The following is a 13,461-nucleotide window of genomic DNA, read 5'->3' on the forward strand; positions in this document are numbered from 1 at the left end:
GAGCGGAGCAGCAGCGAACAGGCGCGACTGCGCCCCAGAGCGAGGCACGCCTCGCAGTAGGCGCAGTCCGCGCGGCCGCACGCGGCGCATGCCGTGCGGCCCGTGGCCTCGCTGCCGCAGCGCCGGCAGCGGGGAGCCTCGGGCGGCCCATGCGCAGCAGGCCGCCTCCCCGACGCGGGCCGGCATCCGCAAGGCCCGCGTCCAGCGCCAGCCGGCCCTGCAGGCTGGCCAGCTGGGCGGCGCTGTGCCAGGCGCCTGCAAGGCCCGGCGCCATCTCCTGCAGCAGCGCGTCGACCTCCGCTGCGAGCAGCGATCTGCCGCTGACCTGCGCGACCAGTGCATCGGACATTCCGCCAAGCTCGGCCAAAGCGCCGGCAGCCTGTCCCGGTCCGGCGGGACGCTCCAGCAGGCGCCAAACCTGCTCGGGCATCGCCTGGCGAAAATCCCACATCCATCCCCCGGTGCCGCTATGCAAACTTTCCCCGGGATCGCCGAAAAGCGTTTGCCCATCAACGGGTGCATCCCCATTCATTCTCCCGCCCGCTTCCTCTTCCATCTGCTCGCGAAACCAAAGCCCCCACTTCCGCAGATCCCATCCGTTCATATCCGTCCGCGGCTCAAAACGCTGCTCCAACCGGACGGCCGAACTGAACGCGGTTGCCGCGGACAACAATACCATCCTGGCGGAACCTGGCTTCGCGCAAAACCGCTGCCACCACCACAGGACATCCACCCGCAAATCCAGCGAACGTCTTATCCTCCATTTCCCTTCATGCTCAATGGCATAAACCGCCACCCGCACGCGAATCCCTCCTTAGAAACATTCTCGGCCTAAATGTATCGCCGCGTTCCAATCGGGCTTGTCCAAATCCATCCGATCCGCAACATTTCGCCGATGATGACCGTCAATATCGTTGAACCAAGCAAAAAAGCACACCTCCCCGGTTTCCCGTTAAGAAGTGTGCTTCACATCGGAATACTCCCTATGCCGCTGTTTGCGGGCTTCGTCCTAAACATACGGAATCTGCCTCGCTTCATGCGGATTTCGCAAATCGATCATCGTTACATCCGAATCTTCGGAACCGCCAGCACGGCTTAAGACTGATTCATCGGTCGTCACGGACAGCTCCATGCCGGCCAACCCCTGAAGCCGCCTCAAAATGCCAAGCGTGGCATCATCCGAATGGAGATCCAGCACCGTAAGCCGGATTCTTTTGCCGGTTACCCAGGCATATAAGCCTAAAGCGCGGACATACCATTCGATCTGCCGTTCATGATTCGACGTGACGAGAATATAATGGACTTCACGCCCTTCCCGGCGTTTGTGCCAGGCATGAAAGACATGAACCGCTGCAATCGCTGCAGCATACACCAGAAGGATGGACAATAACGGGGTCAACATGCTGACTCACCTCCCTGTTACCAACAATATATGCTGGCCACAACAGGTCGGTGAATGAAAGCGCATCAGAAGCCCACACCCTTTTGGGCGGTCACGTCCATCGCCTATACCCCGTGGGAAATTTCACAAACAATGGCAGCCGGAACCAGAAGTTCCAAAGCTGCACGGCGTCATAGCGTTACCCAACCGTATTTGATCGAGTTGATGACGGCTTGCGTACGGTCGTCGACTTCCATCTTCTGCAAAATGCTGCTGACATGGTTTTTCACCGTTTTTTCGCTAATGAAGAGGTATTCCCCGATCATTTTATTGCTCTTGCCCTCAGCCATCAGGCGCAGCACTTCGGCTTCGCGGCGGGTCAACGGATTATTTTCCCCGGCAACGAATTTAACTCCGGCTTCCCTGACGCCGCTTTCCGCCATGGCTCCCGTTTCGTTCAGGAACGTCATGCGGCGCAGCTGCTGGATCAATTTACCGGTAACTTTCGGATGAATAAAAGCGTATCCTTCCTGCACCGAACGAATTGCATTGATCAGCGACTCCGCCTCCATGTCCTTCAGCAGGTAACCGTTAGCGCCTTTGCGGAGCGTTTCAAATACATAACTTTCGTCGTCGTGAATAGACAGAATGATGACCTTCACGTCCGGAAACAGCTCGCGCAGCTTCTCGGTCGCCTCCACGCCGTTTTCGACCGGCATATTGATGTCCATGAGCACGATGTCCGGTTTTTCTTCGTTGCAAAATTCCAATACTTGAATGCCGTCCCCGCATTCGCCGATGACTTCAATGTCATCCTCCATGTTCAAAATGCGCTTCAGACCCTCGCGAAACAATTGATGATCGTCAGCCAAAAGGACTTTAATGGTTGTTTTGTCAGAATCCCTGTTTTCCATCCTGTTACTCCTTTCCCTTCTCCACGTTCGTTGGGATATGGATTACGATCTTTGTACCCTGGTTCTCTGCGGATTCAAGTTCCATTCTTCCTTCGAGCAGCTCCACTCTCTCGCGCATCCCGATCAACCCAAAATGATCCTTCGATTTCTGTTCCAGGAGTTCCACCTTAAAACCGAGTCCATTATCCTGAACAACAATTTTCACCATCTGGGCCTGGTATGTAATCTCGACTAAAACATAAGTAGGATAGGCATGTTTGGCTGCGTTGCTAAGCGCTTCCTGCACCAAGCGGTAAATGGCTGCCTCCATGGCGGAAGAGAGACGGTGCTCTTTGCCCCGCGTTTCGAAAATCGTACGGATTTTCGTTTTCTCCTCGTAATCATGCACGTATTTCCGGAGCGTCGGGATCAGCCCCAAATCATCAAGAGCCATCGGCCTGAGGTTAAAGATGACCTTCCGCATTTCTTCCAGGCTGGAGCGCACTTGTCCCTTCAAATCTAATATTTCGTCCTGCACCATCTTAAATTCCTGCTTCATCAGCATTCTTTCCACAATTTCCGTGCGGAGAACGAGATTGGCCAGCAGCTGTGCGGGACCATCATGGATTTCGCGGGCAATGCGTTTGCGTTCCTCTTCCTGAGCCAGTATGATTTTCAGACCGATCAACTGACGGTTTTTCGCCGTTTCGATAATCCGAGTCACCTGTCCCAGTTCGCCTGACAAGTACTCCAGTACCACACCCATTTGTGATCCGATGGATTCAGCACGTTCAACAGAGTTTTCAACATTTCGGACCCTTTTTTGCAATTCATCGCGTCTTGCCTTCAGGTACATTTCCTTCTCGCGATAAATCATAACATCGAGCTGCAGCTGCGTCGCTTTCTCATACGCCTGCCTGATGTCATCCTCTTTGTAGCGGACGAAGTCCCGGCTGACTTCCGTCAGCCGGATGCGCGAACGCTTGTAGTTCAGCTCCAGCTGATCCACCTTTTGCAGCGTTTCGATCGTTTCCTTCATCACGTATTGCAGCTCCTGATTCAATGAGGCCAGCTCGTCCCGGGCCGCCTCAAGAATCTCGAACATCTGATACTTGCTGTTTTCCATCACCTGAATGGCGTTCTTAATGACGCGGTCTATCGCATCGGCTTGAAAATCCACGTACGTTCTACTCCATTTCTTACCATTACAGTTCTATATAGAATGAGCTACGAGTCGGTCCGACGAACACAGTAACTTGTATATCGCACGCAAAATAGAACTCTACCGGACTGACTCCCGTGATCCATGGTCATTAGTTCATTTCTATACATATCATACCATATCATGATTCGATAGTGACGGTCTTCGTTTTTTGTTCCCATTTTACATTTAATCCTAATTGCTCGGATACGAGACGAAGTGGGACTAAAGTCCGACCATTACTAATATATGGAGCAACATTTGCGCCTTTACGCTTTCCGTTTAGGATAAAGTCCGTATCTCCTACCGTCAAATCCATGACTTTTCCACCACGCGTCACGGTGATTCGTTGATTGGCGGCATCCCATACCGCGCGGCCTCCGAACGTATCCAGCACGTATTTGATAGGAATATAGGTACTTGCTCCCTTCATGACGGGGGCAACTTCCATCGTTTTGCTCTGTCCGTTCGCGGTAAAGGACTTCTGGCCGATCGCCATCACGACTTTTCCGGTCGGCAAGCCGGCATCGCTGGAAAGGGACGGCATCGTGAATTTGATATTGTCGAATGCGACCGTGCCGGATTTTGCCCGCTCGTCCTGCCCCTCTTCCACGTTTACGACATAGACGCGCTTAAGTTGGGCCGGGAAGGCGATTCCTTTATCGCTGAGGTCGACGTCGATCGTTTTCCAGCCGTCCCAGTCGATTGCCTTGGCCAGATCCACGTAGACGGTTTGACCGTTGTTGTCCTTCAGCTCCGCACGGGCCCAGTTCAGGCTGTTGTCGCCCATCACGTCGATCGACATCCGGGTGGCCGAAGCCGAAATCGTTTTGCCTGCCGATCCGTTCAGTTCCGCGTAGGCGTACATTTTGCCTGTGCCCGCGGTCATGTCATACGTCAATTGAAGCACTTTCGAACCCGCATGGTCCCCGGTTCCTTGCGTTACGGCGGCGGTGCCGGTCACTTGCGGATGATTGCTCGTAAACTGGACCGGATAAGAGACCTTTTCGAAGTTCTCCCACAGGTCTTCGCCGGCTGCCGACAGGATGACCGCCGTGCTGAAGCCGTTGTAACGGGCGATCGCATACCCCACTTTAACGTCCGGATCAACGGAAGCCACGGTCAGCTTGCCGTTTTTCACGCTGCCTTTAAAGCCGACGAACTCCCACTTCAGCGCGCTTTCCGGCACTTCGACCTTGTCCCCGTCCTTCGTCACGGCGGTCACCGGCACGGATACCGTGCTGCCTGCCTGCAGCGGCGCCGTTTGGGAACCGACGTTAAGCGCGGTCAAATCGCTTGCCCCCAGCACCTTCACTTGCATGCTTGTGCTCGCTTGGCCGCTGACCGCGGTAATGGTCGAGGTTCCCGGCTTCACGCCGGTAACGGTCTGGCCGCTCACTTTAATGTTGCCGTTGCTGGATTTCCATGTCGGCGTAAGGCTGGACGTATCCACCGGATTGTAGTAATTGTCGTAGCCTTTTAACTTAAAGGATGCTTGCTGGCCGATCAGGATGGCCGAGGAACCGCTGATCTTCAGGCCTTTCAGTTCGCCCTTCGGCGCTTCGGAGAACACGCCCACGGCGTTCACGACGCTGCGCTGCTGCGTCCCGTATTCGGTATGAAAGGTAAGCGTGGCTTCATTTTCGCCCAGAGGTCTGCTGACCAGCGTCGTCGAACCGCCTCCGTCGAGATTCAAGCCCTTCCATACGCCGATGTCGACCATAAACGACTGCAGCTCGCCCAGCGACATGCCGGAGCTGCTGTCGTTTTTCTCCACCGTCACGATGTAGACGTAACGCTCGTCCTTCGAGTAGCCGAGAGCCGTCCGCGCCCGGTATCCGCCGATGCCGGACACGTCGCGGGAGAAGGCGGCGGCTTTGCCGTTATTCACCAAAATGGTGTGCCCGCCGATCATCGTCTGCAGTTTGGAGGGATCCACGGACTGACCCATCGTTTTCGAGTTCAGCATGTAGCTGGTCTTCAGCTTTTGGCCGACGGCCAGATGATTTTTCACGAATTCGGCGGCTTTGCCGTGCGTCCGCAAAATATATCCGTCCTGCGGCACCTGCATCCCCACGAATCCGCCCACGTCGGAAATCTGCGTAATGACGTCGTTTTGAACAAGCACCTCGATTGGCGTCGTTGCGCTGTTTTTCGGACGTTCCGTCGATTTCCAGGCGCTGGTGTAGATGTACATGGCGTCCCAGTGGCTGTATTTCGCACTGCTGCTTTCCGGATTATACGAAGATTTATTGATGCCCGCGAGCGGGAAGGACGATCCGTCCTCTGCCGTTACGGAGCCGCTGAAAGCAAACTCGTCGATGATCGGCTTGCCGTCCGTCGTCACCGCAAAGGAATACATCCCTTTAATGTCCGACGGCGTCGACAGAAGCTGTCCATCCGTCACTTGGCCGCCGATCGGCGCGCCCTCCGCTGTGGTATTAAAATAGTCCCCGTTCACCGCAGCAACGGCGCCGTTTTCTTTGGCCATGCCGCCGGTGCTTTGTTTCGTCGTAAACTGGCCGCCTTTGCCGTTCATCACGTCGATCTTGACGTACGGATTTTGCAGATCGATCCGGATCACGTCCGCCAAAGCGGTTGCCTTTTTCCCGGAACGGGTCGTCGTGAACTTGTATTTGGTCAACATCGCGCCCGACGTCACCGGATTTTCATCCAGCTTGACGACCGATGCGGACGCGGCGCTTGCTACCGAGGAAATGGAATGCCCGTTCAGCGGAATCCCGCTGCCGACGACGGGGGCGATAAAAAGCAATCCCGCGAGCGAAACGACCATCCACTTTTTGCTTGCCGCCATCCCCTGCTTGCTGTCACTTGTCTTTCCGTTTCTTTTCATGAAGCGTTACTCTCCCATCTTTTTTTAAAACACATTTCAACCCTATGAACCGGAATAAATCTAATAATCTACTGACGTCTCTGCCTAGAAAAAAGTTCCACCGCTGGCCAATGTTGCCCATTCGGTTCGCTTTTACGAGCTTAAGAGATTACTTTTCTGTAACCTCTGTCCTATTTAATAGACTGTTTTAAACGGGAAAAGTTACGGATAAATATGCTTTTTTTAACGAAATCGCCAGATTCGGTCGAAAAACCAGACGCTTTTTGCCTTTTCTTCTAACTCTTTGGTTGCCATCTCGAAAAAAACGTCTCTTATGTATTTTGCCTATCATAATTTGTGAATCTATCTTCATTCTCCTGATCAAAAAAAGACCCTTCCTCCGACATTCGGAAAAAGGGCCTTTAACCAGCTTTTATAAATAACCGATCTTTTTCAAAAACCGTTCCAGCATGACCGCCGCTTGCGCGCGCGTTGCATTGCCTTTTGGCTGGAACGTGTTCGGCGTAACGCCTTGAATGATTCCTTCCTTGATCAACCGTGCCGCCGATTCCGGAGATTGGATCGAATTACTGTCTTTAAACACCTGCAGATACGATGCCGGAGAGAAATTCAATGTTGGAGGGTGCCCCGCATAGTTCATTGCACGAACCATCATGATGGCCATTTGCTCTCGCGTAATCGGGCTATTCGGCCGGAACGAACCGTCCGTGTTCCCCGTAACGATGCCGGCTTTAGCAGCCGCACCAATAAAAGCCCTCATAGGCGAGCTCGTGACGTCATAGAATCGTTCCGCCGTTTTCAAATCTCCTTGAAGGCCTAACGCTCTCGCGACAAATTCGGCAAACTCCGCCCGCGTAATATTTTTGTTCGGTTCAAAGGCATTGCCCGTTTTGGCTTCGATGATAAATTTGGCTCCCAGCGTGTCAATGGAGCTTTTGGCCCAATGGTTGCCGACATCCGTAAAATACTTATAGTTGGTCAATCCCAGAACCGTATAATTCCCTTTCGCTTTTGCATGAAGGACCTTGCTTGTGTTCAGTGTGTCGATTACTGTCGGAACGAACGTCAGCTTGCCCGCGGCATCATCCATACGCACGAGCCCCGTTCGCATGTTCTGTAGCGTTGTTTTTGTACGGATCAGATACTCCCCGCTCAGGATGATTTCGACTTCCTGTCCTCCCGTCGTGTTGGCCGTTACGTAGAAATCAACAGGGTCGGTTATTTTTTGCGTCGATCCGCCGTTTAACGATTTGGTTAACTCCATGGCGATCGGCTCTGCCAGCTTCTCGACGGTGATATTCAGCATCGCGGTCGAAGAGCTTGCATTCAAGCTTTTTGCAATTCCTGTGAACGCGACCTGTTTCAGCGGCAGCACATACACCGCATCGCCCGCCCTTACGGCGATCTCCGCGCCCCGGTCCCGGTTATAGGCGCTTTCGAGCACGTCCAGCGGCAGGCTGACGGAAGCCGAGTTCAGGCCTAAAGCGGCATCGATGACAACCGTGTGACTCGACTCGTTTTGGCTGACGATATACTCGAACGCCCTCTTCAATTTTTCGCGGTCAACCGTATAACGCTTGATAAACTGCCCGTTCCGGGTTTTGCTATCCGCCACGGCCACGGACTGAATGCCCAGAGCCAGCATATCTTTGCCGAACTCTCCGGCATCCAGCCGGGTCAGATCGGAAGGAAGGTTCGGGTCGGTGAAGGTTGATCCGCTGCCCGTGCCTGTATTGGTGACCGGAATATTGTTGAAATACAGCAGGCGGTTGCCCGAAGTATCTTTCAGCGGGGTGGCTCCCGGGATATACGACAGGACGACCTTTTGCCCGCTCGAAACCGGGTTCGACAATTTTATCGTCATGGTGCTTCCGGTGATGGAAGCCTGCACAATCCCCCGGATCACGCCATCCACTTTCACCTGGAATTGATTCGTGACGAGCGATGATTGCGAAACCATCGTCCGGTTGAACACGACCTGGATCGTGTCTCCTTGCACAACGGCCGATTTGATGTCGTTCCCGAGCGAACTTCCGACCACGGTAACCGGCTGAAGATTGATATAATCCGCCGAGTTGCCGTTCAAATCGGTTATGCGCAGCGTACCCGGCACGTAAGAGACCGTGATTTTGGCATCCTTAGGCAGCGGGGAAGTTACCGTCAGCATGACCTGGTTGTCTTTGATTTCCACTTTCGTTACATAATTCGCTTTTTCGTTGACCAGCACCGAAAATTGGCTTTTCATCGGTACGTTGCTCGTGCTTAACAGTTCGTTATAATTCAGCGTAACCTTGCTGTCCGCGCCCTCTGCATTTTGAAAAACGGGAGGTTTGCTATCCAGATAGTTCCGGATCAAAAAATCCGAAAAAGCAGCAATGTTCATTCCGCGGTTGTCTTGAATCGGATTAGCGCCCGGACTGTAGTCGACTTTGACGACTTGCCCGTCTCCAACCGCCTCGGCCAGCGTCAGCATCAGCGTATTTCCGCTTTGGCTGATCCCGCTTACCTTCATGGCGTTCCCGTCCGCTTTGACTTTAAACTGCTCGTAGGCGTACGTCGAAGGGCTTTTTAACGACTGCCCAAAATTCAGCCTCACCGTGTTGCCGGACACATATCCGTCTGTAGGTTTCGGCTGGGCGGAATCCACCCCGTTGACGACTTCCCGTCCCGAGAAGGCGGCCGCCTGGTTCCGATACCCGTCCTGAATCGGATGGGCGCCTCCCGTATAACTTACTTTGACGACCTGTCCGACGGCTACGCCTGTTTCGAGCACGATATACACGCTGTTGCCCGATGTGTAAACATAACTGATGCGGCGCGTTTCGTCATTGACGGTGACGTTAAAGCTGCTGGTACTAAGCCAATTATCCGAATATAATTGCTTATTGTATGTCAACCGGATGATCGTGTTGCTGTACATTTCGCTGCTCTGCAGCACCGGCGGCTGTTTGTCCGAAACCGGCGTCTGGAACGTCCAGCCCGATGTCAGACCGGCGAACGGAATATTGTAATTTTGCGCATCGTAAAAGGCATTTCTGCCGATCGTCACGTAATACGTCGAATCATAATCATACGTATATCCAGGATACAAGCGGATTCGCGCCTCGCGTCCGTTTACGCTGACATCGGTGGGAACGTTCGAACTGCTTCCCGATTTGCGTACCGTCACTTCGCCGGATCCCCGCACCACTTCCCGGTTAAAGGTGATGTACAGGTCTGCATCGATCGGCACGTTCGTGCTTTGATGAACTGGACTTAGGTTAACCACCGATAACGTCGACGAGCTGCTGTCGGCAGCCGTATAGAATCTCCAGCCATTGGTGGACGTAATCCCTTGAACCGCGTTGCCTTGCTGATCTTTAAAAGCATCGTTTGCAACCGTGACGTAATATCCGGTATTGCTGGACAAATTAGAACTGAAATCGATCGTAATCCGGGAAGTACCGTTCCCCGACACGACGGCAGCGTTACTGGCCGAAACAGACCGTACCAGTGTGCCATCCGTACGCCGCAATTCTATGAGACCATTCCCGGCGATGACCGGTTGGTTGTAATAGATCGTCAGTTTTGTACCGCGAGATACGTTCGTCGCGTTGTTCTGCGGGGTGGTGTCCGTAATCGACGTATTCCTCAGGGTCGTAAAATACCATTCGGTTACGCCCGATATTCCTTCATAGGGTACGCCCGTTTTCGATTTAAAAGCATTAGCATCTACTTTTACCGCATACGTGGTGTCATTGGCCAACGTTTTGGAGAGCGATATTTCCGCAGCGCAGCCGTTATTGAGGAATGTGCTGCGGCTGGCAGGGATCGTTTCGATCACCGCCTCATTCGACTTCTGCACCAGTTGGATGGAACCTGTTCCTGCCACCATCTCTTCTGCAAATGCCATTTTCAGCTTTAGGCCATTGGGATTTACCCCGGTTTCATTCACCGCAGGTTCAAAACCCGTGACAGCCTTCTTGATCGTGTTGAATTTGAGCTCTTCCGAAAGCGAATTTTGTCCATCATCCGTCTGAAAAACGCCTGCATTCACTTTCAGTATGTATTGATGACCGTATTGCAATCGATTCTGGCTGGTGAACCGGACCTCGTAATGCTTCCCTGGCTGCGCCGGGTCCTCCTGAATCTGCAGGTTTTCCATGCTTCCGTTCGAATTCGTGACATCCTGCAGGTCGACTTCCGTCTTCCCGCCAACGATCACAAGTTTCATGGGTTGATTAAAATCCAGACTAAAGGTCGGCGTCAGGCCGACTTCATCCTTGTTGCATTGATTGGGGGATACGGAAATTTTCGGCGTTAAATCTTGGGCAGAAGTGACCGCAGCGGCGCTTGCGCCAAGTCCTCCCCAGATCACTTCAATCGTCATGATGAAGGCCAGCAGCAGCGACAGCCTTTTTCTCATTCGTCTCATCTTCCTTTCCCGGGCTTGGTGTTCTCCTGACATGTTTTATGAGCCCATCACAAAACACACGCTTACCTTCTTTTTCGGTTAAAAGAGGGACGAAGTTTAGGATTCCGGCCGGAAGCTTTCTTTTCCACGTAAAAAAACCCCAGCCCGGCATCCAGCCAAACTGAGGTTGCATTTGAATTATAAAAGATTAGAAGCTTACAGACCCGCTTGGGCTTTAAGCTCTTCCGCTTTATCCACGCGTTCCCATGGCAGATCCACGTCCGTACGGCCAAAGTGACCATAAGCAGCGGTTTGCTTGTAGATAGGACGACGCAGATCGAGCATGCGGATAATGCCCGCAGGACGAAGATCAAAGTTGCCGCGGATCAGCTCAACGAGCTTCTCGTCGCTGACTTTGCCCGTGCCATACGTATCGATGCTGATGGACACCGGCGTAGCTACGCCGATCGCGTAAGCAAGCTGGATTTCGCATTTGTCGGCGAGACCGGCTGCAACGATGTTTTTCGCGACATAACGTGCTGCATAAGCTGCGGAACGGTCCACTTTCGTTGGATCTTTACCGGAGAATGCACCACCGCCGTGGCGTGCGTAACCGCCGTAAGTATCGACGATGATTTTGCGGCCTGTCAAACCGGCATCCCCTTGCGGTCCGCCAATGACGAAACGTCCGGTCGGGTTAATGAAATATTTCGTTTCCTCATCCAGCAATTCAGCCGGTACGACCGGAAGAATAACCTTTTCCTTAATATCCGCTTGGATTTGTTCCAGCGTGGCATCTTCGGAATGCTGCGTCGACACGACGATCGTGTCTACGCGTACCGGTTTGCCGTCCAGGTATTCGATCGTTACTTGCGTTTTACCGTCCGGACGGAGGTAGTCCAACGTGCCGTCTTTACGGACTTCGGACAAACGGCGTGCAATACGGTGAGAAAGCGCGATTGGGAGCGGCATAAGCTCCGGCGTTTCGTTGGTCGCAAAGCCAAACATCAGACCTTGGTCGCCTGCACCGATATTTTCCGTTTCTTTGTCCACTTGGGCAGGATCGCGGCTTTCAAGGGCAGCGTTCACGCCTTGGGCGATATCCGCAGACTGCTCGTTCAGGGATGTCAACACAGCCATCGTATTGTAATCGAAGCCAAACTTGGCGCGAGTATACCCGATTTCTTTCACGGTATTTCTAACAATAGCTGGAATATCGACATACTCGGATTTGGTGCTGATTTCGCCAATGACCAACACAAGGCCCGTCGCAACCGACACTTCGCACGCGACGCGAGCGTATGGATCGTTTTCCAGAAAAGCATCAAGCACCGCATCGGAGATTTGGTCGCAAATCTTGTCCGGATGTCCTTCCGTAACGGACTCTGAAGTAAACAGATGACGTCCTTTTACAGACATAGGTTCAACCTCCTAAGGATCAGAATATTGAGAAAAACGTCTTCGACGTACTTCCTTTGCAGCTGCACCGCGGATCGCGGTGGTGGTGGATTTCGATTATAAAAATAATCAATAAATATGTCCCACACAAAAAATGAACCTTTTCCCAGGCAGGAAAAGGCTGCTGACAATCCTCAATGGACATATTAACGCATTTGTCAACCTATGTCAACGAAAGGAGAATCAATCCTATATTTGCAAAAAGACGTTCCCTTTACCGGATCATCGTGTCCCATTACTGAGGAAATCTTTTGTTTTTGTATAGCGCTTTCGAATTCAAATGATGGGTTAGGATTACAATAAGCTTTGCTGTGCTTGGCGAACGAGGCGTTTCGTCATTTCCCCGCCAACCGATCCGTTTTGACGCGAACTCAAATGGCCGGCATAAGAACTTCTACCGCCGAATCCGCCAACTTCGCCCAACTCTCCGGCAAATTCAGTGTCCGCAGAACCGCCGGAAGAACCGTAAGCCGAACCCAGCCCCAACTCCGCTGCAATTTCATATTTCATTTGATTCAGCATGTTTCTGGATTCCGGAACAACCTTACGATTATTTGATCTAGCCATTGAAAATGCACCTCCTGCATGGTTGGTACTGCAGGAATAGTATCTGTATTTCGCATCACAATAGACGTATAAATCATTGTTACTTTTGGCAAAAATATGATTATAAGTACACGTTATCGTACATTATTGAATCGAATATCCACCGCGTACCATGACAATCAAATTGTATTTGTTGCCATCCTGCACCATGATGCCGCGTCCTTCTCTCGGAAATGAAAGCAAATGGTTATTCCCTACAGGTTGTCCATTGGCAATATCTTTCCCGTCCGTCAGATCGGCAACGCCGTTGACATCTTCGCTGTATATAACGCCTTTGCCGCTGCGAATAATAAATTCGGTACCGGCTTTGGCAATCAGCTTTTCGCCTGGTTTCAGCGTCACAACCGACACCGTATTTTCAACGACGGTGGTTTCGTCTTTATCGGATGGCTTTGGCTTCTCCGTTGCAGGTGGTGTCGTCGGAGTAGTTGGATTTGTTGGCGGCGTTGTTGGCGTGTTACCGCCACCGCCTAGTGCTTTTTGGATTTGCTGGTCTACGTAGCTTTTGGTGACGACGGGGTCGTCGGCTGTGCCGGGTTGGCCTACAGAGCTAGCGCCTTGGGCGGTGATGTTGAAGATGGAGCCAAGGGCGAAGCTTCCAACAATTGCAGTGATAGCAAAGATTTTTTTTGAAATTTTGGTCATTTCTTACTCCTATTCTGTATGTTATATAAA

Annotated in this window: 9 protein-coding genes; 1 reads left to right on the top strand and 8 read right to left on the bottom strand. The window is 52.4% G+C overall.

Annotated elements, in window-relative coordinates; translation table 11 throughout:
• Nucleotides 1-149: 149 nt before the first annotated feature.
• Nucleotides 150-788, top strand: coding sequence for a hypothetical protein (locus MKY58_RS25265; protein ID WP_339322555.1), 639 nt, complete (start codon nt 150-152; stop codon nt 786-788).
• Between the two features lie 221 nt (nt 789-1,009).
• Here the strand turns inward: MKY58_RS25265 and MKY58_RS25270 are convergent, their stop codons facing one another.
• From MKY58_RS25270 to MKY58_RS25305, 8 genes are all read right to left on the bottom strand, one after another.
• Nucleotides 1,010-1,402, bottom strand: coding sequence for a hypothetical protein (locus MKY58_RS25270; RefSeq protein ID WP_339322556.1), 393 nt, complete (start codon nt 1,400-1,402; stop codon nt 1,010-1,012).
• Nucleotides 1,403-1,572: 170 nt separating this feature from the next.
• Nucleotides 1,573-2,295: a response regulator transcription factor gene (locus tag MKY58_RS25275; protein ID WP_036715364.1), complete on the bottom strand. Its 723-nt coding sequence runs from the start codon at nt 2,293-2,295 to the stop codon at nt 1,573-1,575.
• A gap of 4 nt (nt 2,296-2,299) precedes the next feature.
• A complete protein-coding gene (locus MKY58_RS25280; RefSeq protein ID WP_160044079.1) occupies nt 2,300-3,454 on the bottom strand; it encodes a sensor histidine kinase in 1,155 nt (384 codons plus the stop codon).
• Nucleotides 3,455-3,617: 163 nt separating this feature from the next.
• Complete coding sequence (locus MKY58_RS25285; protein ID WP_339322557.1) at nt 3,618-6,329, bottom strand: stalk domain-containing protein; 2,712 nt, start codon at nt 6,327-6,329, stop codon at nt 3,618-3,620.
• A 412-nt stretch (nt 6,330-6,741) separates the two neighbouring features.
• Nucleotides 6,742-10,734: an Ig-like domain-containing protein gene (locus tag MKY58_RS25290; protein WP_339322558.1), complete on the bottom strand. Its 3,993-nt coding sequence runs from the start codon at nt 10,732-10,734 to the stop codon at nt 6,742-6,744.
• 204 nt (nt 10,735-10,938) lie between these two features.
• Nucleotides 10,939-12,141 (bottom strand): methionine adenosyltransferase, encoded by a 1,203-nt coding sequence (gene metK, locus MKY58_RS25295; RefSeq protein ID WP_339322559.1) that lies wholly within the window; start codon nt 12,139-12,141, stop codon nt 10,939-10,941.
• Nucleotides 12,142-12,474: 333 nt separating this feature from the next.
• A complete protein-coding gene (locus tag MKY58_RS25300; RefSeq protein ID WP_339322560.1) occupies nt 12,475-12,747 on the bottom strand; it encodes an alpha/beta-type small acid-soluble spore protein in 273 nt (90 codons plus the stop codon).
• A gap of 123 nt (nt 12,748-12,870) precedes the next feature.
• On the bottom strand, nt 12,871-13,431 hold the full coding sequence (locus MKY58_RS25305) for a hypothetical protein (protein ID WP_339322561.1): 561 nt from the start codon (nt 13,429-13,431) through the stop codon (nt 12,871-12,873).
• Nucleotides 13,432-13,461 lie beyond the last annotated feature (30 nt).

It is taken from the genome of Paenibacillus sp. FSL W8-0194 (assembly GCF_037969745.1).
In the GTDB taxonomy this organism is placed as follows: Bacteria; Bacillota; Bacilli; order Paenibacillales; family Paenibacillaceae; genus Paenibacillus_AQ; species Paenibacillus_AQ cookii.

What these genes read in the sequence shown, in the direction of transcription:
- MKY58_RS25290 (WP_339322558.1), bottom strand. Translation starts at nt 10,734, where the DNA reads ATGAGAAAAAGGCTGTCGCTGCTGCTGGCCTTCATCATGACGATTGAA.
- MKY58_RS25270 (WP_339322556.1), bottom strand. Translation starts at nt 1,402, where the DNA reads ATGTTGACCCCGTTATTGTCCATCCTTCTGGTGTATGCTGCAGCGATT.
- MKY58_RS25285 (WP_339322557.1), bottom strand. Translation starts at nt 6,329, where the DNA reads ATGAAAAGAAACGGAAAGACAAGTGACAGCAAGCAGGGGATGGCGGCA.
- MKY58_RS25300 (WP_339322560.1), bottom strand. Translation starts at nt 12,747, where the DNA reads ATGGCTAGATCAAATAATCGTAAGGTTGTTCCGGAATCCAGAAACATG.
- MKY58_RS25275 (WP_036715364.1), bottom strand. Translation starts at nt 2,295, where the DNA reads ATGGAAAACAGGGATTCTGACAAAACAACCATTAAAGTCCTTTTGGCT.
- MKY58_RS25305 (WP_339322561.1), bottom strand. Translation starts at nt 13,431, where the DNA reads ATGACCAAAATTTCAAAAAAAATCTTTGCTATCACTGCAATTGTTGGA.
- metK (WP_339322559.1), bottom strand. Translation starts at nt 12,141, where the DNA reads ATGTCTGTAAAAGGACGTCATCTGTTTACTTCAGAGTCCGTTACGGAA.
- MKY58_RS25265 (WP_339322555.1), top strand. Translation starts at nt 150, where the DNA reads ATGCGCAGCAGGCCGCCTCCCCGACGCGGGCCGGCATCCGCAAGGCCC.